The sequence below is a fragment of the Paenibacillus sp. SRL342 genome (assembly GCF_984798905.1).
Genome location: NZ_OZ481790.1, coordinates 4,937,983 through 4,959,076 on the forward strand (window position 1 = coordinate 4,937,983; position 21,094 = coordinate 4,959,076).

Consider the following 21,094-nt stretch of genomic DNA (forward strand, 5'->3'; position numbering starts at 1 on the left):
ATTTATGAGTTTCGAGCGGCAGCTTCCGCTTTTTTCTTTTGACGACCTTCAATAAAATAACGCACTCTCACTAACAACATCAAACCAACCGCGACCAACAAACATTGAATGATGGGCAGCTTGTCGATCTGAAAAATAAGAAGCATGAATGTGCCCATCGCCATCAAAATATAGAGAACAATTTCCTTACCCAGTGGCAATTTCTGACGTACCCGAAACACCTTGTTATATACGTAAGTAATCAATACAAAGATGACGATGTAGGCTACGATCGGGTGTGATGCGAACCATGCTTGCATGCACAGCCAGCTCCTTTCGTGTTCATGCTAGGATATAAGTTAACTGGTTGATGGAGCACCAACAACAACATTAATTACAAAGCTCTGCATGTGACCGTTCCGGATTCGGATCGTTCTTTTGGTCGCTGTTATCCCCAGATTTTTTTGATCCATTTTTCAATGGTAAAATCCGGGGATAAAGGCGAACGCTTCGCTTCTACAGAATCGATTCCGATCCCTTCACTACTTCCACTGTGCACAACATCGTTAACTTCTGTATTCCATCAAATGCTAACTTATATATATTTTTTTGTTGTTATTAGGCTTTAGAAGCCATTTTGCGTTGTTTTTCTGCACGCTCACGCTCGGATTTGTTCAGGATCTTTTTACGAAGACGAATAGATTTTGGTGTAATCTCACAATATTCATCTTCATTCAGATATTCAAGCGCCTGTTCCAATGAGAAGATAATCGGAGTTTTAATTTTAACCGTATCATCTTTACCGGAAGAACGAACGTTAGTCAGTTGTTTTTCTTTGCAGATGTTAACAACGATATCATTGTCACGTGTATGTTCACCAACAATCATACCTTCGTAGATTTCAGTTCCCGGCTCCAAGAAGAGCGTACCGCGATCCTCAACGCCCATCATGCCATAGAACGTGGATGTACCCGTTTCAGTTGAGATCAACACGCCTTGGTGACGTCCACCCACTTGACCGGATACTACTGGAGCGTAGCTGTCAAATGCATGGTTCATTACACCGTAACCACGAGTCAATGTCAGGAAGTTTGTGCTATATCCGATCAAACCACGTGCTGGAATCAGGAACTCCAGACGAACTTGACCACTACCTGTGTTAACCATGTTAACCATCTCTGCTTTACGTGCGCCCAGGCTCTCCATTACGGAACCCATGCTCTCTTCAGGGATATCAATCAACAAGCGCTCAACAGGTTCCATTTTCTTACCGTCAACTTCTCTTACGATAACTTCTGGTTTGGATACTTGAAGCTCATATCCTTCACGACGCATATTTTCAATCAGGATACCCAAGTGAAGCTCACCACGTCCGGAAACGATAAATGCATCAGGGCTATCCGTTTCGTCAACACGAAGGGAAACATCTGTTTCTAACTCTTTGAACAAACGCTCACGAAGTTTACGGGAAGTTACCCATTTACCTTCACGACCTGCGAATGGACTGTTGTTCACGAGGAACGTCATTTGCAGTGTTGGCTCATCAATTTTCAGAACTGGCAAAGCTTCCGGGTTGTTAGGGTCGGCAATGGTTTCACCAATGTTGATGTCCTTGATCCCTGCAATGGCAACGATGTCGCCTGCTCCTGCTTCTTCCGTCTCAATACGTTTGAGACCCTGGAAACCGAACAGTTTCTCGATACGTGCAGTTTTACTCTTACCATCACGCATAATAACCGTTACCGATTGTCCTTGACGGATCACACCGCGGTTAACACGACCAATGGCAATACGGCCAAGGTATTCATTGTAGTCCATCAAAGTAACGAGGAATTGAAGCGGTTCTTCAACATTTTCGGTAGGATGTGGGATATGACTAACGATGGTATTGTAGATCGCCATCATGTTGTCATCTTGTTTGGCAGGATCATTATCCATGCTGGATGTTCCGTTCAATGCGGAAGCATATACAACAGGGAATTCGAGTTGTTGATCGTTGGCACCCAGTTCAATGAACAGGTCCAATACTTCATCAATAACCTCAGTCGGACGAGCCGCTGGACGGTCAATTTTGTTTACAACAACGATTGGTGTCAGGTTATGCTCAAGTGCTTTACGAAGTACAAACTTCGTTTGTGGCATACAGCCTTCATAAGCATCAACAACGAGCAATACACCGTCAACCATTTTCATGATACGTTCAACTTCACCACCGAAGTCGGCGTGTCCTGGTGTATCCACAATATTAATCAGGTAATCTTTATAAGTTATAGCCGTGTTTTTGGCCAAAATCGTAATACCGCGTTCACGCTCCAAATCGTTGGAGTCCATTACGCGCTCCTGTACCGTTTCGTGATCTCGGTAAGTACCGGATTGCTGGAGCAACTTGTCAACGAGTGTTGTTTTTCCGTGGTCGACGTGGGCAATAATCGCAATATTGCGAATGTGTTCTCTTGAATGCATGTTTTGTATCCATATCCTTTCCAATTTCAAATCATATCTACTTAAACTTCCCGCAATTTCGCAGGTTACTCACAAAATAAGCGTCGGTGATATCCCGACGCATGTCTATATCCCTTATATTATAGTTTATTATAGGTAAAAATCAAGATATTTCGCACGAGAAGACCACTGGGAATGTTACCAGCCTCTCCCTTGACGTCCTCGTCCAAGTAATAACCAGACTCCGCCCAAGATCAAAAGGACAGCAAGTACATAGATTATTCCCGTTTGCAGCAAGGTAAATCCGAATAATATGATGGACACCGCACCAAGGATCAAAGCTGCAGGTAACACATATTCCGGTCTTCGCCGCTCAGCCATTCCATATTCGAGTAACCCTATGGCGATCCCAAGCAAGAATGCTGGCCACAGCCTGCTCATAAGTCCAGCGCCCCATGTATTCGTTATACTGAATAAAACACCATACACCGTTAGTATGCCGGCAGGAACGAGTGACCATGATGGTGAAATACGCGCATAATATAACGCATGAAGGGCGATGCCTGGCAGCAGGATCAGCAAAGGCCAGAAATTGCGACCAATAAATCCAAACACGCCAAACTTGCCAAGCAGAATAACAATTCCCGCAGCTACAATAAATAGTCCAATCGCTTTTTCATTTCTCATCCTCATCATCAATCACCTCTTATACTATGGCTATGTACTTTATTTCTCCTTAAGCGATACGCATTCCATGCTGACTGTTGATTTCCAAACCTGTAATCCTGCTACTAGTGTATCCGATGTTTCGGCAAAAAACTATACTTTATGTCGCACTTTGCGTGCGCCCTTTACCTGTATTACCCTAAAATGTGCAACTTATGACAGCCCATTAGTTGTTGTATTCACAAGTGTATTCTCTCAACACAAAACCGCCTAAACCGGACGGTTCAGACGGTCTTAATTCAAACTTTTATCCAAAATTAAACTATGCGTTCTTACGCACAAATTTATGTGCGCCTCCAATCGCAACCACAAGACAAGCCATTGCTACGGGAAGCAGCGTATGCACCTCTGATGCCATACCTCCCAGCCATTCTCCTAACTTGGGGTCTTTCATCACCATCTCACCTGCTGTGAAGGCCAGAATGCCTGATCCGACGAATACAAGAATCGGAAATCGCTTCAACAAACCAACAATTAACCCGCTCCCCCATACGACGATGGGGATACTGATTGCAATACCAATGACGATCAAAGCCAAATCCCCATCAGCCAAAGCCGCTATGGCCAAAACATTATCCAAGCTCATTACAAAATCGGCAATCAGAATGGTTTGAATGGCTTTCCAAGTCGTAGATGCTTCTCGAATATGTACTTCATCATCATTTTGAAGCAGTAGCTTTACTGCAATCCAGAGTAGCAACAGCCCACCTGCCGCTTGGATAAAGGGAATTCCCAGCAACAATATCGCTACAAAGGTTAATACACAACGCAGCAGCACCGCACCAAAAGCTCCCCACCATACCGCTTTTTTGCGTTGTATTGGTGGCAGATCCTTGCTGGCAAGCGCAATAACAACCGCATTATCTCCACTCAATACCAGATTGATCATTAAAATTTCAGTTAAAAGCCATAGTGTATCCATGTCCTCATCCCCCCACATTAACTTGTATGTCGGAGTTGTCCATGCTATTCTTAATGATTGAACCGTATATAAGGAGTGACATATCTCATGGAGCTATTTAGTCCCACATTCTGGCTGGCTTTGCTGAACGTTGTCTTTATTGATCTAATTCTGGCTGGAGATAATGCCATCGTCATTGGTCTCGCAGCTCGAAATTTGCACCCTTCTGTGCAGAAAAAGGCGATTCTATATGGAACTGGCGGCGCACTTTTGATTCGAATTTTAGCAACAGTTGTTGTTTTATGGTTGCTTAAAGTTCCGTGGCTCTTGCTTGTGGGAGGCATACTTCTGATCTGGATTGCCTATAAATTATTGGCGGATCAGGGTGATGAACACAATGATGTCCAGGCGGGAACTTCCTTGTGGACCGCAATTCGTACCATCGTAATCGCGGATGCAGCCATGGGATTAGATAACGTGATCGCAGTTGCTGGAGCAGCCCAGCAGCATCTCGTGCTTGTCATCCTTGGACTCCTGATTAGTGTCCCAATTATCGTCTGGGGCAGTACCCTGTTTATCAAACTAATTAATCATTTTCCTTGGATTATCTATGTCGGAGCCATTGTTCTCGGGTATACGGCTTCTAATATGATCACGGAGGAACAGCGACTCTTGCCTTACTTTACTGAACATCCGGCATTGCGCATTCTCTTTATCGTTGTGGTTATTGCAGGTGTAGTCTTTGCAGGTTATCGCAAACGCTCCAGCAGTTCCAGCCACAAGGGATCTGACGGGGAACAGCAGCGCTCCTATTCGTAGGCTAATTTAAACTAAAAATTTCATCCTGAATACAGCAAAGGACTGAACGATATTTCATCGGACAGTCCTTTTTGCAGTTAACATAGCCCTTATTATGTCAGCCATGCTAATTTTTATTGAGTTTAGAACCAATCATCCTTCATGCCATTGTCGCCTGTCGGATTCGTTACCACAGAAGTTTCACCGGCATGCAGGGTGATCGTTTCAGTTTGTTCCACCGCCTGATCCACCCATTCTGACAGATGGCTCATTGTTGATTCTATTTTATCCACAATTCGAAGATTTGGATTGGTTGAAGGTGACTTTGGCACAAAGAGAGTACAGCAATCCTCATATGGCAAAATAGATATGTCATACGTTCCGATCTGTTTGGACAGGGTAATGATCTCCTGTTTATCCATCATAACCAGTGGTCGCAACAGTGGCAGATCCGTCGCACGACCAATGACATTCATACTCGGAAGAGTCTGACTCGCTACTTGGCCCAGGCTATCCCCGGTGATCAGTGCTAATGCCCGCTCACGCTCGGCAAGTTTGGATGCAATTCGCAGCATTGAACGTCGCATCAACGTAATAATAAGATTGTCCTGACCCAGCTGGGTAAATGCCGTTTGAATCTCTGTAAATGGAACCAGATGCAGCTTGATTGTTCCTGCATGATCAGCAAGGGCACGCGCCAAATCAATGACCTTTTCTTTGGCACGCTGGCTTGTGAACGGGTAACTGTAAAAATGTACACATTCCACTTCAAGTCCACGGCGCATGGAAGACCAGGCTGCAACCGGGCTGTCTATTCCACCTGATAACAGTACCATCGCTTTTCCATTCGTACCCAGTGGAAAGCCACCTACTGCCGGAATGGTTTCGTTGAAAATATAGGTGCCCTGATCCCGAATTTCCACTCGCAGTTCGATATCAGGTTGACGAACATCAACACTTAATCGCTGAAACTTCCGAAGAATCGGGGAACCAACCAGATGGTTCATTTCATGGGAAGAATTCGGGAACTCCTTCCATACCCGCCTTACATTCACCTTAAATGTGGTACCTTCCTTGAATTCGTCTTCCCTTTCGTCCATAAATGCAACTGCTGTTTTCACAATCTCATCAAGCTCGGATGGAGTAACTTTAACCGGACTAATCGACATCACACCGAATACCCGCTTCAGCACCTTAATCAGTTCAGTATGTGATTCACCGCCAAGATCTACATACACACGGCCATATTCTTTGCGAAGGCTCGCTCCTGGATAAGGTTTAAGCAAAGCTTTCACCTGTGTAATGATCGTTTTTTCAAATCGGGCACGATTTTTCCCTTTTAACATAAACTCTCCGAAACGGAGAAGCAGCATATCATATTTCATATCCATTACATCCGCCTTTCGAGGGGCCGCAACTGCGCCACCATCTGATGTAAAGCCCGCTCAAGCAAGGCTACATCTTCTTCTGTATGTTCATCTCCAAGACTAATACGCAATCCGCCACCAGCACAAGCTGCATCTCTGCCCATCGCAAGTAGAGCCCGACTCGGTTCAGCCGAACGCGAAGAACAGGCAGATTGAGTCGATATGGTTACGCCAAGTTGCTCCAAGGTGTGCAGCGCCACTTCTGCCTTCATCCCGGGATAAGAGAAGTGCACAATATGAGGTGCACCCTCTGTGCGACTGTTCAATTCAAATTCAGGAATGTCACGTATCGTGTCCATCAACCGATCACGGAGCACCGTTGTACGCCGGGCAAAATCAACCTGATCTTCTGCTGCCATTCGCATGGCCTTTGCCATGCCTACCAGCAAGGCCACGTTTTCAGTGCCTGCTCTTAGGCCTTGTTCCTGTGATCCTCCTGACAATAGTGGCGTAAGCTCCACTCCACTTCGCACATACAGGAGACCTGCTCCCTTCGGTCCACGAATCTTGTGAGCAGACAGACTGTACAGATCTGCACCCCAAGCGGCAGGTGTTGCCTTCATTTTTCCAAAGCCTTGAACACCATCCACATGGAAAAGCACCCGTGGTGCTTTCTTTTTGAGCTGTTTGCCGATTTCTGCAATCGGATGGATGAGTCCAGTTTCATTATTTACATGCATCAGACTTACAAGCACCGTGTCGGGCCTGATCGCGTCTACAACCTGCTGAGCGTTGACCACTCCATCGGAATTCACAGGAACTAATGTCACTTCCCATCCCCACTGCTGCAATTGCATAAAACTTTCATACACCGAGGCATGCTCGGTAGCCGTAGTGATGATGTGTCTGCCTCGTGACTGATAACGTAATGCCGCACCTTTTATCGCAAGATTATTACTCTCGGTCGCACCGGAAGTAAATACAATCTCCTCAGGCTTAACGCCGATTGCCGCAGCACAGCCAGATCGTGCACGACGCAGCAACTGATGAGCACGCTCTCCATACCCATGGATGGAGGACGGGTTACCAAATTGTGTCTCCATAATTTCGGCCATCGTACGAATCACATCGGGATGGGGAGGTGTGGTTGCAGCATAATCAAAATATTTCAAATGAGGTTAGACCTCCCTTTATCTCTTCGTTCATAACCTACAGTGAGCATTGTAACATGATACCCATACAACACAAAGAGACCAACCGGGAACAGGCGTTTCAAGCGCTACTGCTCCCACATTTGATCTCATCCTGCCTATCATGTGTTTTCACAAATGTCTATCTGTGAGTTTAGATCACATATTTCGACTGTGCCTTCTCCACCTTGGAGATATAATTCTGTGTTTCGGAAGGCAAACGGTTAAGTACACTCATCAGTTCGCTATCACTAGACACGCCCAGACGTGAAACACGGCCCGGTCCTGCATTATATGCAGCAAGTGCCATCTTCACTTCTCCACCGAAACGCTGGAGCTGAAGGGAAAGATACTTCGTACCCGCATCAATGTTCTGGGCAGGATCAAATGAATTACTCACACCCAGCCCTGCAGCCGTACCATCCATTAATTGCATAAGCCCTTTGGCACCCGCGGAGGACACGACATTTGGGTTAAAATTGGACTCTGTGTCAATGACGGCCTTGATCAATGATTCAGGAACACCGTATTTGGCACTTGCCTCGGCAATCAAAGATTCATAATCCGTAGGTACAGATGCACCGGAATCCACGATTCCTGTATTGGATGAAGATAATAAAGACCCAACGATGTTATTGGAGACAGAGGACGATCCTGCCGTATTTATATCCGGATTGTACGTGCTTCCGAGTTGCAGCCACAACAAACCATCACTGGATCTTTTGGAGACCGTAGCGGTGGAATCCGTATTACTCATCGAATTGGTACCCGTACCTATCAGCCCGTCCATAACATTGGCGAAATCCACAGTTGAACCAGCATTTGGTTGTGATCCACTAGTTTGGTTATTCACATTGGACAATTGCAGTTCCAATAACTGCCGCGATCCGCTTGGATCAATCTGCATGAGTTATACCCACTCCCGTATAATTAAGCGTATTATGACCTTATTCTACATGGTTTTACAGCAAGGTTCCATTGTTTTCAAAAAAATATATGAATCTTCCCACCTAACCTGCACATATACGAAAAAAACCTTCTGTAATTCACCGCATTTGGGTGAAAACAGAAGGCTGTTGAATGAACATTTTACAATCTAGCGAGCAAATGGAATCATGAAAAAATAACTCAGCGTGGCTACAATACCGAGTCCGATGGACCAAGCTCCCGCTGTCTTACGACCATTCACATAAGCATAGTAACCCAGAACGGCTGCCGCTGGTCCAAGTACGATTGACCACATGAACAAGGACGCGATGCCGAAGGCCAGCCCCATATAACCTGCGACCTTGCCTGTTGACTCCATGACACGGTCTGCCTCATGTTTCTCAGGTACAGGTTCTGAGCGTTCGGTACCTCCAGTTCTTACGACAGTCGGAGGAGCAACCTCTGCCCCGTATTCTTCCCGATGTGTTTTTCTGGGATAATCGACGCGCATACGCTGTTTTTCACCGTCAACATTGGTTTCAGGGCGATCTTTAAAATTAAACTTATTATCGTCATTTTCCATTTGGAAGCACCTCCGTTATGAAATAGGGATGACTGCTCACTTGGGTTTGAACGTGTGACAGCATGTTGCAGAGGATGTGCGTGCATGATCATGGTGATCGGAGTCAAATGTCTCACCAGCAAATTCCTCATGCAGACGACGGGTGGCATGTTGGTCAATGTCAATCATGATGGCATCAGCTTGGCAGAAGTTGTTTTCTCCCCAAAAGTTGCAGTTGGAGACGCTGCATTTGACTATAGGTTTGTCTTGGCTCATTTTTTTATCACCTCGACTACTATTGTCTCCCCGCCACAAACCTGATATTCCCCCGTCAAAATGCCAGATGATGACATGATCAACCTCGTCTGATCCTTACTGAAAACACAAAAAAACCGCCACAAGGGCGGTTTCGTCCAATTTCATATTCAGGTTTAAACGTTCATTAGGCGTGATTCCGTTGATTTTGCATACGGCGCTGAGTCAGGTAATCACTTTCGTAATATGCCAGATCATCGCGCAATTCTTCGTACGTTTTGGAAACCTCAAGAATGACATCCCGTACTGCACGGATTGGCTTGTCACGGAAACGAATGGCATCTTGTCCTGTGTAAGCGTATCTTCCGTCTTCAGAATAACATTCATTTTTGGGATAGAAAAAGCTGTTTACGCATTGGTGATACGTATTATAAAGAGCCTTTTCGGCAAAATCGACATCAAAGTTGGCACGACGCAGCACAACGCCAAGTTTTTCGTAAGAAACTTCAGAAAAAACGAGCAAATGACGGAGATCTGAAAGAAATCCTTTGTAGAAGGCTGTTGATTCTTCCGTCTGATTCTGATCCAGTTCAGGCAAAGCATTCTCATTCAAAAAATTTTCAATCCGATCGATAGCCGGTTTTAACTTTTCCCTAGTTGACTCACATGTTTTCTGTACATTGGCTGCTGACATAAAGGTAGCTCCCCCTTAAATAAGTCCTTACATATAGGTCGGCCAACGGTGGTTTTCCCCTGACCTTTGAATTCTCAGCTATAATCCTACCATAAAAAGATGACGAGCGGTATCCCTTAATCATGCTTTCCGCTTCTGCCGTTAAACATGCCTATTATACGCAGTCAGACTCGAACTCGCCTGCATAAAAATATCCGCTTTTTCTAACGATAGATATAACCAGTGACAACGATGAAGCACTGTTAATGATTGTCCAAAATGAACGAAGGAGGTTCCATCCACCATGTCCAGACCGAAATGGATTAACTGGGCCCTTGCAGCTGGTGCAGGAGCACTCGCCCTGACGCTTCTGCTTCCAACATCAAATCGTCAAGAACCCAAGCCACGTGCCCTGTCAGATTCTGCTCATGAAGAGCACACGAGTAAGCAGCGTCTGAAAGTGCAGGATGTCAAAGCAACCGATCTTCTGACCCGTATGGATGCCAAGCAACATCTCAGTATCATGCTGGAGAAAACCGCCACAATGAATGCTGCGCAGGTTAGCCGATATGTGAATGATCTCCAAAGTTCACATGAACATATCAGATCCATTCATCTCATGAATACCAATGGCTCTTTTAACAAACCCTTTGATCAAGCCTCCACACAAGGAAGCAAGTTGGAACAACAAAAACTTCAACATGCGCTCAATCTTGCCAAAAAAGCGGTAAACAAACGTCAAAGTTTTGAATCCTCTTCTTTTCCTTTGGGAAAAGAAAAATATTTTGTTATGGGGCAACCCTCCAAAGATGGCAAAAGAGCTGTCATTGCCTTGTTCAGCCAGAACGTATTAAATGCTGTTGAACAACATCAGCGCAAAAATCTGCGCATGATCCCTTATCCCCGTGAGGGTAAATTCAAAATTGAATCTGTTCACCCGGATACGCTTAACGAAATCACAGTGAAGACCGGACATGATAATGCCAATGCCAGTCATTTTTATGAAAATGAAATCGTCATCCGTTTTCGCCAGGATCCCGGTGAACGGGACATGCGTATCATTAAATCTGATCTGAGAGCGCAATCTGCGCGCAAGCTGGGATACACGTATGTTTTTCGGTCAGAACACATGAGTTACAAACAATTGCATAGTTATTTCGATAGCAAATGGAATCCACTCTATATGGAGCCCCACTATATGTATTTAACCAATGATACTGTAACTGAACAAACAGATGTAACGATACCCAATGACATTTTGTTCTCCGATTATCAGTGGAACCTGCCTGCGATTGAGACAAACAGAGGTTGGAATATTACCAAAGGAAACAAAGATGTCATCGTTGCGGTGGTCGACACGGGGGTTGATATGAATCATCCTGACCTGAAGGGCAAGCTCCTTGAGGGTTATAATGTGGTCGAGCCGGGAAGCCAACCGATGGATGATGTGGGACATGGAACACATGTCGCAGGCATTATCGGCGCTACTGTCAACAATAATGAAGGCGTGGCAGGCATGAGCTGGTATAACAAGGTACTACCGGTTAAAGTACTCGACAACTCGGGTTCTGGTACCACGTATGCCGTTGCCGAAGGCATCATCTGGGCAGCCGATCATGGAGCCAAAGTTATCAATATGAGTCTGGGCAATTATGCTGATGCACAATTTCTTCATGATGCCATTAAATACGCTTTTGACCGGGATATCGTCCTGATTGCAGCCACAGGGAACGATAATACCGAGCGTCCAGGATACCCTGCTGCTTATCCGGAAGTATTTGCCGTATCTGCTACGGACCCGGATATGAGCAAAGCTTCCTATTCCAACTATGGGGATTATGTAGATGTGATGGCTCCAGGGTCCAGTATCGCCAGTACCTATCCAAATAATCAGTATGCGGCCTTGTCTGGAACGTCCATGGCTAGCCCTCATGTAGCCGCACTTGCAGGTTTGATCCGTTCGTTGAACCCGGACTTGACCAACACGGAAGTGATGGATTTGATGCGCCAAAGTGTTATTGACCTCGGTGATCCGGGTCACGACAAGTATTTCGGCTATGGCCAAATCGATGTCTATAAGGCACTGCAAGCCGCATCAGGCAACAGCGCTCCTTTGCAGTTCTGGCCGCAACATGTCAGACAACAAATGGATAATACGATGAAAAAGTATACTCCCTAATCGCAATAACTCTACTCAGTAAAAATACAAAAGCAGCTGCGCCCCGGGGCGTACGCTGCTCTTTTGGTTTATATCCAATTCCCCGGGGCACCCGCTGCGCTTAGCGCTTGCGAGAAGATGTGCGGGCTTTACTTGATTTTTTTACGGATTTTTTCTTCGGATTATGGCTGGATACATAACAAGGGTCTTCTTCTTTGACAACAACAGGATACATGTGGTGATGAATCGGAACACAGTGATGTTTTTTGATCACTTCAATCGGGTGGATTACAGGCACGATTTGTGGGATGTAATAATCCTCAACAACCTGGATCGGGTCACAGACAATCGGGCAAAGCGGTGGACAGTAATGGTTCATTTCAAAACCAACTCCCTTTCTGGTGATACTATAACCTATTGCAGCAGATCGAAAGTGGATTGGATGTATGTCCATAGTCCGAAAAATTATATGAGCGGTAGCCTGTCAGCCACTGTCCCACCCTGCCCAGGTGTTACTCTGTCAATGACTTGGCACAGTACACGGAGTCCTTCACACAAAAGCTCAACGTTTGTTACAGTGAAACAGATACGCAGACTTGGTGTATCCATCTCCCCTACATAACAGGCGGAACCTGGGAGGAAAGAGACCCCTGCAGCAAGTGACTGATGATGCAACTCACGCATATCCAGGTTACTCGGAAGTTGGAGCCACAGATTGAGTCCTCCCTCTGGCAAGCGCCATTGCATACCCGGAGTAGCATGCTGTTCCAGCACTTCGGATGCTGCGCACAAGCGAGAATACAATTCATCCCTCAATCGGGATACATAGGCACCATACTGATTCTGAATGAAAGATTGCAGCGCCTTTTGTGTAAGCAGCGGACTCCCCAGATCCGCCGTAGATTTCGCGGCCACAAGCCGGGTCAATACACTTCCGTCTGCGATGGCGCAGGCTATACGGCAACCGGGAGACAACACCTTGCTGAAGCTTTTGATATATACGACATGACCTGTCCCATCCATCGATTTAATCGACGCCGGAGGAGGCTCACGAAAATAAAGATCGGCAAAAGGGTCATCCTCCAGAATAAGGCAGTGGTAGCTTTGCGCGAGATTAAGAAGCTGTGCCCGTCTTCTTGCACTCATCGTGATCCCTGTTGGATTGTGATAGGTCGGGATCGTATAGATCAGTTTGGGCGGATAGGTATCACATAATCGGGTCAACAGATCAATACGCATGCCTTCGTCATCCATCGGGACCGTAATGATCTTCGCGCCTCTACTCGTAAATACATCAATAGCTCCGGTATAGCTTGGTGCCTCCATGTACACAACATCCCCAGGTCCGACAAAAGTTCGTGCCACAAGATCGATCCCCTGCTGAGCACCACTTGTAATTAACATGCGTTCAGGTGCAGCCTGTAGTCCACGCTCGGCAAAATGTTCGGCAAAGATCTGTCTAAGTTCCCGATCCCCCTGAAAAGATCCGTAAGCTGCCATACGCTCTGTATGATCAGAGGAGAGTCGGTAGGCGCTGTCGATAATCTCGCGTGTAGGCAACAGTTCAGGCTGAATCGCTGACATATGTAGTTCATACCGTACTTGTGGTGACGTATCAAAATGTCTCCAGAGCTGGGCTCGCGGTAAATAATCCACCAGTGCCATCTGCCAATTCCATGACGTACTAGATTCACTGTTGGCATGGTTTCGCTGCGCTCGGTCCACATCCTCCATCTGATCCACGTTCAATGTACCTCTCACATAACAACCTTTCCCCTGGGAGCAGGTGATCAATTGAATCGCTTCAAGTTCAGCATACGCTTTGGATACAGTAACCAGGCTGACACCCAAATCCGCGGTCATTTTACGAACAGAAGGAAGCCGGGTTCCGGGTTCAATGAGTCCTGATCTGATGCGATCGGCAATCGTTAGCGCAATCTGCACGTACAATTTGGTACTGCTTCCCCGCTTTAATTCAATATGCATGTGTGCTCCCCCAACTGTTATGATCTTCATTTTACTGTTATAGTGTAGTCCGTCTATTATAGTTTATAATATCAGTATAACAGTGAATAACAGGAGATGAGAATAACATGAGTATCCCTTGGTCCAAAATGGCACAAAACACCCCGTCCTCTGTCGTTCGCGACATGCTCCAGGCCGCTCAGGCACCTGGAATGATCTCACTAGCCGGTGGATTACCAGCCCAGACTTCATTCCCGCTGGAAGCCATCCGCGTTGCATATGAAAAAGTATTTATGAGCGGAGCAGCCGCTCTTCAATATGCGGAGACTGAAGGTTACCGTCCTCTTCGCGCCAAAATTGCGGAACGTCTTGAATCCAAGGGCATTCCCGCTTCACCCGATCACATGCTTCTCACTACGGGTTCACAGCAATCCATTGACTTGGTTTGCCGCATCCTTCTTGACCCAGGTGACCGCGTATTGGTTGAATCACCAACCTACCTCGCTGCTCTGCAAGTCATTCATTCCTATCAGGCTGAATCTCACGGCGTAGCCTGTGATGATCACGGCATGTTGCCTGAATCTCTGGAGGAACAGCTCCAGTCGCATCGTCCAAAACTTGTCTACATTAATCCCACGTTCTCCAATCCTACGGGAAAAGTGTGGTCACGAGAAAGAAGACAGCAGGCTGTGGATCTGTGCCGCAAGTATGGTGTACTCATTCTGGAAGATGATCCCTATGGTGAAATTCGGTTCAATCCGGAGCAATTGGATGTCCCTGCTCTCGCAGAACTGGATGCAGTATCCTATGACGGCCCTTCCAACGTTATATACACCAGTACATTCTCCAAAACGGTAGCACCTGGCCTTCGTACGGGCTGGATACTGGCTGCTCCCGATATTGTCAAAATGGCAGCACGAGCCAAACAAGGTGCCGACTTGCACTCCAGCAGCATTGACCAAAGAGCGCTTCATGCACTGCTTGAATCTTTCGATCTGGATGCGCATATCCGCCATATTTCAGAGGATTACGAACAACGCATGAAAACACTGACGACTCTCATGGCAGCCAAAGCCTGGGAAGGCATCTCGTGGAATTCACCACAAGGTGGCATGTTCTTGTGGCTGCAACTGCCTGAAGGCATGCTGGCAAGCAATCTGTTCACATATGGTATCCAGGAGAAAGTGTGCATTGTCCCGGGTGATTCCTTCTATGCAGGTACACCAGAGTTAAACCGCATGCGAATCAACTTTACTCATACGGACCCTGAGCTTCTTCCGGAAGCGGTGGAAAGAATGGATCGCGCCATCCAACGCTGGCATGCTTCCTTGACATCGGACAGTGTTGTTACACTGTAATGAACTGTCATAAACGTTTTGCTGTCCACTAGCGTATGAAGGTTAATGACTTGATATGAGAAACAAAAATAAGGCGGCATGCCCGAGAATCTCGGGTATGCCGCCTTATTTTATAGAACCTGTTATCAACAGGAGTTATGTTTGTTCAGATGTTCATGGGTCCTTCTGATCAGTCAGGCCATCGGATGATTCATACGAGTTGTCCTCGACTGATAGGTGGACTACATTGTGTTGCTATAATGTTGTTGTTGCAGTTAGGAAAGCTTACCGTAAGCCGGGTTCTGTGCTCTTCGTGGTTCATACGGGAACTACCCTCCCACCAGAAGCGACAATCATCTATCTAGGCCATACATTGCTGCACAGCTCAAGCGACCAACCTAGACACACCTCGGGCTAAGGTTGCCTCCTCCGAAAAGGCGGCTGTGTCCCATTAGGTCTTGCTCCAGATGGGGTTTACCAGGAACGAAGTCACCAGCGTTCCTCGGGGTCTCTTACACCTCGGTTCCATCCTTGCCTGTGCCGGAAAATCCGGCCATCGGCGGTCCATTTCTGTGGCACTATCCTTCAACTCGCGCTGACTGGACGTTATCCAGCATCCTGCCCTGTGGAGCCCGGACTTTCCTCTCGTGGCAACAAAGGCCACCAGCGATTGTCTGTCAAACTTTCCGAACAACATTACATAGTATACAGGCATTTAGGTTCCCAGACAAGCTTAATATTACTGGAAACCACATAGCAACGGTCTTTTTAGATAAACTGGAATACTTCCGTATTTACCTCAGAAGCCGTAACTTGCGTATCATATCGTTTCTCTTCCAAACGGGAACGAAGCCAGGCCGCTGTTTTTGGTTTCATAATCTTCTCGGAATTATGTCCCGGGTCAATGATACACATACCTGCCATTAACGCATCATGAGCCGTGTGGTAATCGATATCTCCAGTCACAATAACATCCGCACCTTTGAAGCGGGCAGCGAGCGCATAACGGCTGCCAGAGCCGCCAAGAACCGCTGCTTTTTTGATCTGCTTGTTCAGATCTCCAACTACACGCACATGAGGCACATTGAATTGGGTCTTCACGACCTCCACCAGCTCACCTAATGTCTTAGGTTCCCTAAGGGGTCCCAAGCGTCCCAAACCAAGCGTACGGCCCTTTAAATCCATTGCATAGAGGTCATAGGCGACTTCCTCATACGGATGAGCCTTTAGCATCGCCTGAACGACCTTACTGCGCAGACTTTGGGGTACGATGGTCTCAATCCGCATTTCTTCCACACGTTCCATCTGCCCTTGGGTACCGATAAACGGTTGAGTCCCTTCACCAGGTACAAATGTTCCTGTACCTTGCGTGTTAAAGCTGCACTTGTTGTATTGACCGATACTCCCCGCTCCGGCTTCCAGAATGGCCTGAAGAACCTGTTCATGATGGGTACGAGGCACAAAGACAGCCAGCTTGTACAGATGATCTGTGTGTACATCTTCCAACGATTCTTTACTCTCGATGCCAAGTGCCTCGGCCATCCAGTCATTCATACCACCCTCGGCCACATCCAGGTTTGTATGACTAATATAGACAGCAATATCATGCTTAATCAGCTTTTCATACAATTTACCCATAGGTGTATCTGTACTCAGTGACTTAACCGGGCGGAAAATGATCGCGTGATGAGCGATAATCAGGTTGGCACCAATACGAATCGCTTCGTCCACCACTTCATCCGTCACATCCAAAGCTACTAACACGTGACTGATTTCTTTTTGCAAACTGCCGAGCTGCAGACCAATGCGGTCATCCGGTACAGCCAGATGTTTGGGAGCGAGTTGCTCCATCAGTTGAATTACAGTTTGACCTTTGGCAAACATGCCAAAACCTCCTTCAAGTTTGCGATAAGACGCTCTACCTCAGCCGCCTTGTCCCGGGAAGAATCCTGATCGGATTTGGAGATCGAGTTTACAACCCCTTGCAGTTTGATGATCTCACTTTCCCATTTGGCAAAAAATACATCCGTTGGACGATCCACCAAATATGGCCCCATCCGCAGCAGCAAATCTTCCGTTAATTCTGCCCCGCCTTGAAGCGGACGTGCACGATACACCTCTACATTGGCAATCGGGCTTACGGATTGTGGCATCGCCGTTATAATCTCATAGATCTTGCCATCTTCTTCGAGCAACTGTTCTGCTACAACCACCCAGTGATGCTCCAACAACCAGCGTCTGAGGATATCCTCTCCCACATTTGGTTGCAAAATAAGTAACTGGACTCCTTCCAGTTTGGATAAACCTCGGTCCAGAATAGAGGCAATCAGGGCACCACCCATGCCTGCAATGGTGATGACATCCACTTCTCCTGCAGAGATTACATCCAATCCGTCTCCACGGCGTACCGTTATTTTTTCTTTTAGGCCAGCATCACTGACTTGTTTGCATGCAGCATCATAAGGTCCAGGATTGACCTCCCCGGCTACTGCACTTGCAGCTTTCCCACTGCGGATTGCGGCTACTGGCAGCAACGCGTGGTCTGAACCGATATCAGCCATGCGGCTGCCATCGGGAATTTGATCATGTATTCGCTGTAATCGATTCGAAAGTTTCATGAAGCACCTACACCATTCATTTAATTTATTGATTTGCATTGAACAAGGAAAAGCGATAAAATAAAATCCAATAAAACATTTCAAGGATGAATTTCCAAAACCAAGAAATCAAGACGTTTAAATTAAAAATAAAGGAGACCCCGCCGCCGCTAAAGCGTCTTGCGGAAAGTCTCCCATAGTTCGATTATTCGAGGAAATCCTTGAGTCGTTTACTACGACTCGGGTGACGCAATTTACGAAGAGCCTTGGCTTCGATCTGACGAATACGCTCACGCGTAACACCAAATACCTTGCCGACTTCCTCCAGTGTTCTCGTCCGTCCATCGTCCAGACCAAAACGTAGACGAAGCACGTTCTCTTCACGTTCAGTCAGTGTATCCAATACATCTTCGAGCTGTTCTTTCAGCAACTCATACGCAGCAGCATCCGCCGGAGCAAGTGCTTCCTGATCCTCAATGAAGTCACCCAGATGGGAATCATCTTCCTCACCAATCGGGGTTTCCAGAGAAACCGGTTCCTGTGCAATCTTCGTAATTTCACGAACTTTCTCTACACTCAGATCCATCTCAGCAGCGATTTCTTCTGGTGTCGGTTCACGCCCAAGTTCCTGCAACAGCTGACGGGATACCCGGATCAGCTTATTAATCGTCTCCACCATGTGCACAGGGATACGAATGGTACGCGCCTGGTCAGCAATAGCACGAGTGATCGCTTGGCGAATCCACCATGTAGCATACGTACTGAACTTGTATCCTTTTTTGTGGTCGAACTTCTCAACCGCTTTGATCAGACCCATATTACCTTCCTGAATCAAATCAAGGAACAACATTCCACGTCCAACGTAACGCTTGGCGATACTGACTACAAGTCGAAGGTTCGCTTCAGCCAAACGACGCTTGGCTTCTTCATCCCCGTTCTCAATCCGTTTAGCCAGTTGCACTTCATCATCTGCCGACAACAGTGGCACACGACCAATTTCCTTGAGGTACATACGGACAGGGTCATTGATTTTGATACCTGGCGGCAAGCTCAGATCATCATCAAAGTGGAATTCGTCCTCTCCCTCTCTGGTGTTGTTCTCGGAATCTTCACTAGGACGAAGTGTAACCTCTTCATTATTTTCATTCACTACATCGATACCCAGATCGCTCAGTTGCTCATAGAACTCATCCATTTGCTCTGCATCCTGCTCAAAAGGAGAGAGTTTCTCTATAATTTCCTTGTAATTCAGCGAAGCTCTTTTTTTACCTGATTCAATCAATTGATCTTTAACCTGATCCAGTGTCAATTCTGTTTCTAGTTCAGTATGCTGATCATTCGCCATAACTCGACTCCCTCCTCCCTAGAAACATCTAATCATCAGACGTTCACTGTCTCTCTAGGGCAATCATTTCAATTGCAATCTGTGCCGCGCGTACAGAATCACCTGCCCGCTCTGCAGCAATCATTTCTTCTTTTTTCAAATCGTACTCTTTCTTACGCGGATGCTTCAGCACTTCCCTGATGCAATCATCGAGCATTTGAATACTCCATTCACCTGGACCATCCATCATCGAGATTGAACTGACCGTTTTTTCCAGGCGATCGTCATGCAGTGAAGACATAAAACGGCTTGTATCCGACGGTTTGCCTTGCGCATAGTAGGCATATAGATAAGCAGCAATAGCTGCATGATCCTCCAAGTTAAAAGCTTCACCAAGATGCTCATTCACGTACTGGGCAGCCTCATCATCCTGCAACATCCAGGCAATCAGTTTGCGTTCGGCAGCGTGATAAGCCGGCAACAGATTCGGTGTAGGCACCTGCCTATTTTGTTGCCTACCATTATTCCACCTTTTCGGGTTATTATCCCCGTACTGGAGGTTATTTTTCATTGCCTCCCGTTCTTCATTACACTCCTGCTTCAATGTTTCGAAGGATACGTCCACTTCTGCAGCCAGTTCACGGAGATACACTTCCCTCTCTGTTGGAGAAGGTAAGGGTGCAATCAATTTTACTGCTTCTTTCGAATAGGCGATTTGTCCGCCACCCTCTAGCAGTATATGGCTTTTTTTTAAGTTTATAAGTTTAAATTTTGTAGTTGTCACGGCACCGTCCACAATCTGGTTTCGGAACCGTTCACCACCATGCTTCCGGATAAAATCATCCGGGTCAAGTCCCTCGGGAATCAGAGCCACTTTGACCTGCAATCCAGCTTCCTCAAGAATAGGGAAATTTTTGAGTGCAGCAGCCTGTCCTGCTCTGTCGCCGTCATAACATATGATGACTTCGTCGCACATGCCTTTAAGCATCAGTGCCTGATTCTCGGTTAACGCAGTACCCATTGCCGCTACACCATTCTGGATATCCTGATCCCATGCGGAGATGACATCACCATATCCCTCGAACAAAATGGCTTGTCTTTGTTTGCGAATTGCATTTTTGGCATGATGCAGATTATAGAGAACACGGCTTTTGTTAAATAACCGGGTTTCCGGTGAATTTAGATACTTCGGTTGCCCATCTCCCAATATGCGTCCTGCAAATGCAATTGGCTTACCGCTCCTGCCATTAATCGGGAACATAATCCGGTCTCGGAATCGGTCCACATATCCCTGACCTTCATTTCGCGGTGACAGAAGTCCACCCTTTTCCATCTCTTCGAGCGGATAGTTACGTTTCTCGAGAAATTGTACCAGTGTGTCCCAACGATTTGGTGCGAAACCAATCTGGAACTGGTCGATCAATTTGTCGCCAAAACCTCTTGAGCGTAAATACTCCATAGCTGACTTGCCGTGCTCTGTATTTTTCAACAAAAAATGATACAGCTTCGCGGTAAGCTCATAAGCCTCCAACAGACGTTCAGTCTCCGGATTAACATGAGCAGATTCACGCCCTTGCCAGTCCCCCATGGAGATGTGACTTTCTTCCGCCATCGTTTTGACAGCCTCGGGAAAGGATAACCCTTCGATTTCCATCCTGAATTTGATGGCATTTCCACCCGTGCCGCAACCGTAGCAGTAGAAAATTTGTTTCTCAGGTGTAACGGTGAACGAAGGCGTCTTCTCGGAATGAAAAGGACAGAGGCCCTTCATATACTTCCCCTGTTTGGTCAGATGCACAAATCGGCTCACCGTATCGACAATATCATTCTGCTGTAACACCGATTCAATAATACTTTCGGGTATACCGCCTTGTCCGGTACTCATCTCTGGCC

The 21,094-nt window shown here is 46.5% G+C and carries 19 protein-coding genes and 1 other RNA gene; 3 read left to right on the top strand and 17 right to left on the bottom strand.

Going from position 1 to position 21,094, the window contains the following annotated elements; all coding sequences use genetic code 11:
- Positions 1-2: 2 nt before the first annotated feature.
- The 4 genes from AC4E8D_RS21770 to AC4E8D_RS21785 form a co-directional block, all read right to left on the bottom strand.
- Entirely contained in the window at positions 3-299 is a 297-nt protein-coding gene (locus tag AC4E8D_RS21770; RefSeq protein ID WP_036614990.1) for a YlaH-like family protein, read from the bottom strand.
- A gap of 298 nt (positions 300-597) precedes the next feature.
- A complete protein-coding gene (gene typA / locus AC4E8D_RS21775; RefSeq protein ID WP_036674819.1) occupies positions 598-2,442 on the bottom strand; it encodes a translational GTPase TypA in 1,845 nt (614 codons plus the stop codon).
- A gap of 177 nt (positions 2,443-2,619) precedes the next feature.
- Positions 2,620-3,114, bottom strand: a complete 495-nt coding sequence (locus AC4E8D_RS21780) for a hypothetical protein (RefSeq protein WP_221822008.1) — start codon at positions 3,112-3,114, stop codon at positions 2,620-2,622.
- A 295-nt stretch (positions 3,115-3,409) separates the two neighbouring features.
- The gene (locus AC4E8D_RS21785) at positions 3,410-4,069 is read right to left on the bottom strand and encodes a TerC family protein (RefSeq protein ID WP_490205209.1); all 660 of its coding nucleotides are present in this window, start codon (positions 4,067-4,069) and stop codon (positions 3,410-3,412) included.
- 87 nt (positions 4,070-4,156) lie between these two features.
- Here AC4E8D_RS21785 and AC4E8D_RS21790 point away from each other — a divergent pair, with 87 nt between their 5' ends.
- The gene (locus AC4E8D_RS21790; RefSeq protein ID WP_221822006.1) at positions 4,157-4,867 is read left to right on the top strand and encodes a TerC family protein; all 711 of its coding nucleotides are present in this window, start codon (positions 4,157-4,159) and stop codon (positions 4,865-4,867) included.
- Between the two features lie 122 nt (positions 4,868-4,989).
- Here AC4E8D_RS21790 and thiI read toward each other — a convergent pair whose 3' ends face one another.
- The 6 genes from thiI to AC4E8D_RS21820 all read right to left on the bottom strand — a co-directional run bounded on the left by thiI (position 4,990) and on the right by AC4E8D_RS21820 (position 9,841).
- A complete protein-coding gene (thiI, locus tag AC4E8D_RS21795) occupies positions 4,990-6,231 on the bottom strand; it encodes a tRNA uracil 4-sulfurtransferase ThiI (protein ID WP_490206501.1) in 1,242 nt (413 codons plus the stop codon).
- 5 nt (positions 6,232-6,236) lie between these two features.
- On the bottom strand, positions 6,237-7,385 hold the full coding sequence (locus tag AC4E8D_RS21800) for a cysteine desulfurase family protein (protein ID WP_449004887.1): 1,149 nt from the start codon (positions 7,383-7,385) through the stop codon (positions 6,237-6,239).
- Between the two features lie 172 nt (positions 7,386-7,557).
- Positions 7,558-8,310 (bottom strand): lytic transglycosylase domain-containing protein, encoded by a 753-nt coding sequence (locus AC4E8D_RS21805; RefSeq protein WP_221822003.1) that lies wholly within the window; start codon positions 8,308-8,310, stop codon positions 7,558-7,560.
- 189 nt (positions 8,311-8,499) lie between these two features.
- Positions 8,500-8,913, bottom strand: coding sequence for a hypothetical protein (locus AC4E8D_RS21810; RefSeq protein WP_221822001.1), 414 nt, complete (start codon positions 8,911-8,913; stop codon positions 8,500-8,502).
- Between the two features lie 36 nt (positions 8,914-8,949).
- Positions 8,950-9,168: a DUF1540 domain-containing protein gene (locus AC4E8D_RS21815; RefSeq protein ID WP_076211597.1), complete on the bottom strand. Its 219-nt coding sequence runs from the start codon at positions 9,166-9,168 to the stop codon at positions 8,950-8,952.
- A 166-nt stretch (positions 9,169-9,334) separates the two neighbouring features.
- On the bottom strand, positions 9,335-9,841 hold the full coding sequence (locus AC4E8D_RS21820; protein WP_017687263.1) for a YpuI family protein: 507 nt from the start codon (positions 9,839-9,841) through the stop codon (positions 9,335-9,337).
- A 283-nt stretch (positions 9,842-10,124) separates the two neighbouring features.
- Between AC4E8D_RS21820 and AC4E8D_RS21825 the strand changes: the two genes are divergently transcribed.
- Positions 10,125-11,999 (top strand): S8 family peptidase, encoded by a 1,875-nt coding sequence (locus AC4E8D_RS21825; protein WP_221821999.1) that lies wholly within the window; start codon positions 10,125-10,127, stop codon positions 11,997-11,999.
- A gap of 100 nt (positions 12,000-12,099) precedes the next feature.
- Here AC4E8D_RS21825 and AC4E8D_RS21830 read toward each other — a convergent pair whose 3' ends face one another.
- Both AC4E8D_RS21830 and pdxR read right to left on the bottom strand, forming a co-directional pair.
- The gene (locus AC4E8D_RS21830; RefSeq protein ID WP_076211601.1) at positions 12,100-12,357 is read right to left on the bottom strand and encodes a hypothetical protein; all 258 of its coding nucleotides are present in this window, start codon (positions 12,355-12,357) and stop codon (positions 12,100-12,102) included.
- Positions 12,358-12,443: 86 nt separating this feature from the next.
- Entirely contained in the window at positions 12,444-13,964 is a 1,521-nt protein-coding gene (gene pdxR, locus AC4E8D_RS21835; RefSeq protein ID WP_221821997.1) for a MocR-like pyridoxine biosynthesis transcription factor PdxR, read from the bottom strand.
- A 107-nt stretch (positions 13,965-14,071) separates the two neighbouring features.
- On the opposite strand from pdxR, the gene AC4E8D_RS21840 reads away from it, so the two are divergent.
- On the top strand, positions 14,072-15,301 hold the full coding sequence (locus AC4E8D_RS21840; protein ID WP_221821996.1) for an aminotransferase-like domain-containing protein: 1,230 nt from the start codon (positions 14,072-14,074) through the stop codon (positions 15,299-15,301).
- 255 nt (positions 15,302-15,556) lie between these two features.
- Here the strand turns inward: AC4E8D_RS21840 and rnpB are convergent.
- From rnpB to dnaG, 5 genes are all read right to left on the bottom strand, one after another.
- An RNA gene (gene rnpB / locus AC4E8D_RS21845) (RNase P RNA component class A) lies at positions 15,557-15,966 on the bottom strand.
- Between the two features lie 82 nt (positions 15,967-16,048).
- On the bottom strand, positions 16,049-17,164 hold the full coding sequence (locus tag AC4E8D_RS21850) for a Nif3-like dinuclear metal center hexameric protein (protein WP_221821993.1): 1,116 nt from the start codon (positions 17,162-17,164) through the stop codon (positions 16,049-16,051).
- Positions 17,140-17,898: a tRNA (adenine(22)-N(1))-methyltransferase gene (locus AC4E8D_RS21855; protein WP_133385556.1), complete on the bottom strand. Its 759-nt coding sequence runs from the start codon at positions 17,896-17,898 to the stop codon at positions 17,140-17,142. The genes AC4E8D_RS21850 and AC4E8D_RS21855 overlap by 25 nt, the downstream gene beginning before the upstream one ends.
- A 184-nt stretch (positions 17,899-18,082) precedes the next feature.
- Positions 18,083-19,222 carry an RNA polymerase sigma factor RpoD gene (gene rpoD, locus AC4E8D_RS21860; protein WP_017687256.1) on the bottom strand — a complete coding sequence of 380 codons (1,140 nt, stop codon included), beginning with the start codon at positions 19,220-19,222 and terminating at the stop codon, positions 18,083-18,085.
- A 43-nt stretch (positions 19,223-19,265) separates the two neighbouring features.
- Entirely contained in the window at positions 19,266-21,086 is a 1,821-nt protein-coding gene (gene dnaG, locus AC4E8D_RS21865; RefSeq protein WP_221821991.1) for a DNA primase, read from the bottom strand.
- Between the last annotated feature and the right edge of the window lie 8 nt (positions 21,087-21,094).

What these genes read in the sequence shown, in the direction of transcription:
- AC4E8D_RS21770 (WP_036614990.1), bottom strand. Translation starts at nt 299, where the DNA reads ATGCAAGCATGGTTCGCATCACACCCGATCGTAGCCTACATCGTCATC.
- typA (WP_036674819.1), bottom strand. Translation starts at nt 2,442, where the DNA reads ATGCATTCAAGAGAACACATTCGCAATATTGCGATTATTGCCCACGTC.
- AC4E8D_RS21780 (WP_221822008.1), bottom strand. Translation starts at nt 3,114, where the DNA reads ATGAGGATGAGAAATGAAAAAGCGATTGGACTATTTATTGTAGCTGCG.
- AC4E8D_RS21785 (WP_490205209.1), bottom strand. Translation starts at nt 4,069, where the DNA reads ATGGATACACTATGGCTTTTAACTGAAATTTTAATGATCAATCTGGTA.
- AC4E8D_RS21790 (WP_221822006.1), top strand. Translation starts at nt 4,157, where the DNA reads ATGGAGCTATTTAGTCCCACATTCTGGCTGGCTTTGCTGAACGTTGTC.
- thiI (WP_490206501.1), bottom strand. Translation starts at nt 6,231, where the DNA reads ATGAAATATGATATGCTGCTTCTCCGTTTCGGAGAGTTTATGTTAAAA.
- AC4E8D_RS21805 (WP_221822003.1), bottom strand. Translation starts at nt 8,310, where the DNA reads ATGCAGATTGATCCAAGCGGATCGCGGCAGTTATTGGAACTGCAATTG.
- AC4E8D_RS21810 (WP_221822001.1), bottom strand. Translation starts at nt 8,913, where the DNA reads ATGGAAAATGACGATAATAAGTTTAATTTTAAAGATCGCCCTGAAACC.
- AC4E8D_RS21815 (WP_076211597.1), bottom strand. Translation starts at nt 9,168, where the DNA reads ATGAGCCAAGACAAACCTATAGTCAAATGCAGCGTCTCCAACTGCAAC.
- AC4E8D_RS21820 (WP_017687263.1), bottom strand. Translation starts at nt 9,841, where the DNA reads ATGTCAGCAGCCAATGTACAGAAAACATGTGAGTCAACTAGGGAAAAG.
- AC4E8D_RS21825 (WP_221821999.1), top strand. Translation starts at nt 10,125, where the DNA reads ATGTCCAGACCGAAATGGATTAACTGGGCCCTTGCAGCTGGTGCAGGA.
- AC4E8D_RS21830 (WP_076211601.1), bottom strand. Translation starts at nt 12,357, where the DNA reads ATGAACCATTACTGTCCACCGCTTTGCCCGATTGTCTGTGACCCGATC.
- pdxR (WP_221821997.1), bottom strand. Translation starts at nt 13,964, where the DNA reads ATGCATATTGAATTAAAGCGGGGAAGCAGTACCAAATTGTACGTGCAG.
- AC4E8D_RS21840 (WP_221821996.1), top strand. Translation starts at nt 14,072, where the DNA reads ATGAGTATCCCTTGGTCCAAAATGGCACAAAACACCCCGTCCTCTGTC.
- AC4E8D_RS21850 (WP_221821993.1), bottom strand. Translation starts at nt 17,164, where the DNA reads ATGTTTGCCAAAGGTCAAACTGTAATTCAACTGATGGAGCAACTCGCT.
- AC4E8D_RS21855 (WP_133385556.1), bottom strand. Translation starts at nt 17,898, where the DNA reads ATGAAACTTTCGAATCGATTACAGCGAATACATGATCAAATTCCCGAT.
- rpoD (WP_017687256.1), bottom strand. Translation starts at nt 19,222, where the DNA reads ATGGCGAATGATCAGCATACTGAACTAGAAACAGAATTGACACTGGAT.
- dnaG (WP_221821991.1), bottom strand. Translation starts at nt 21,086, where the DNA reads ATGAGTACCGGACAAGGCGGTATACCCGAAAGTATTATTGAATCGGTG.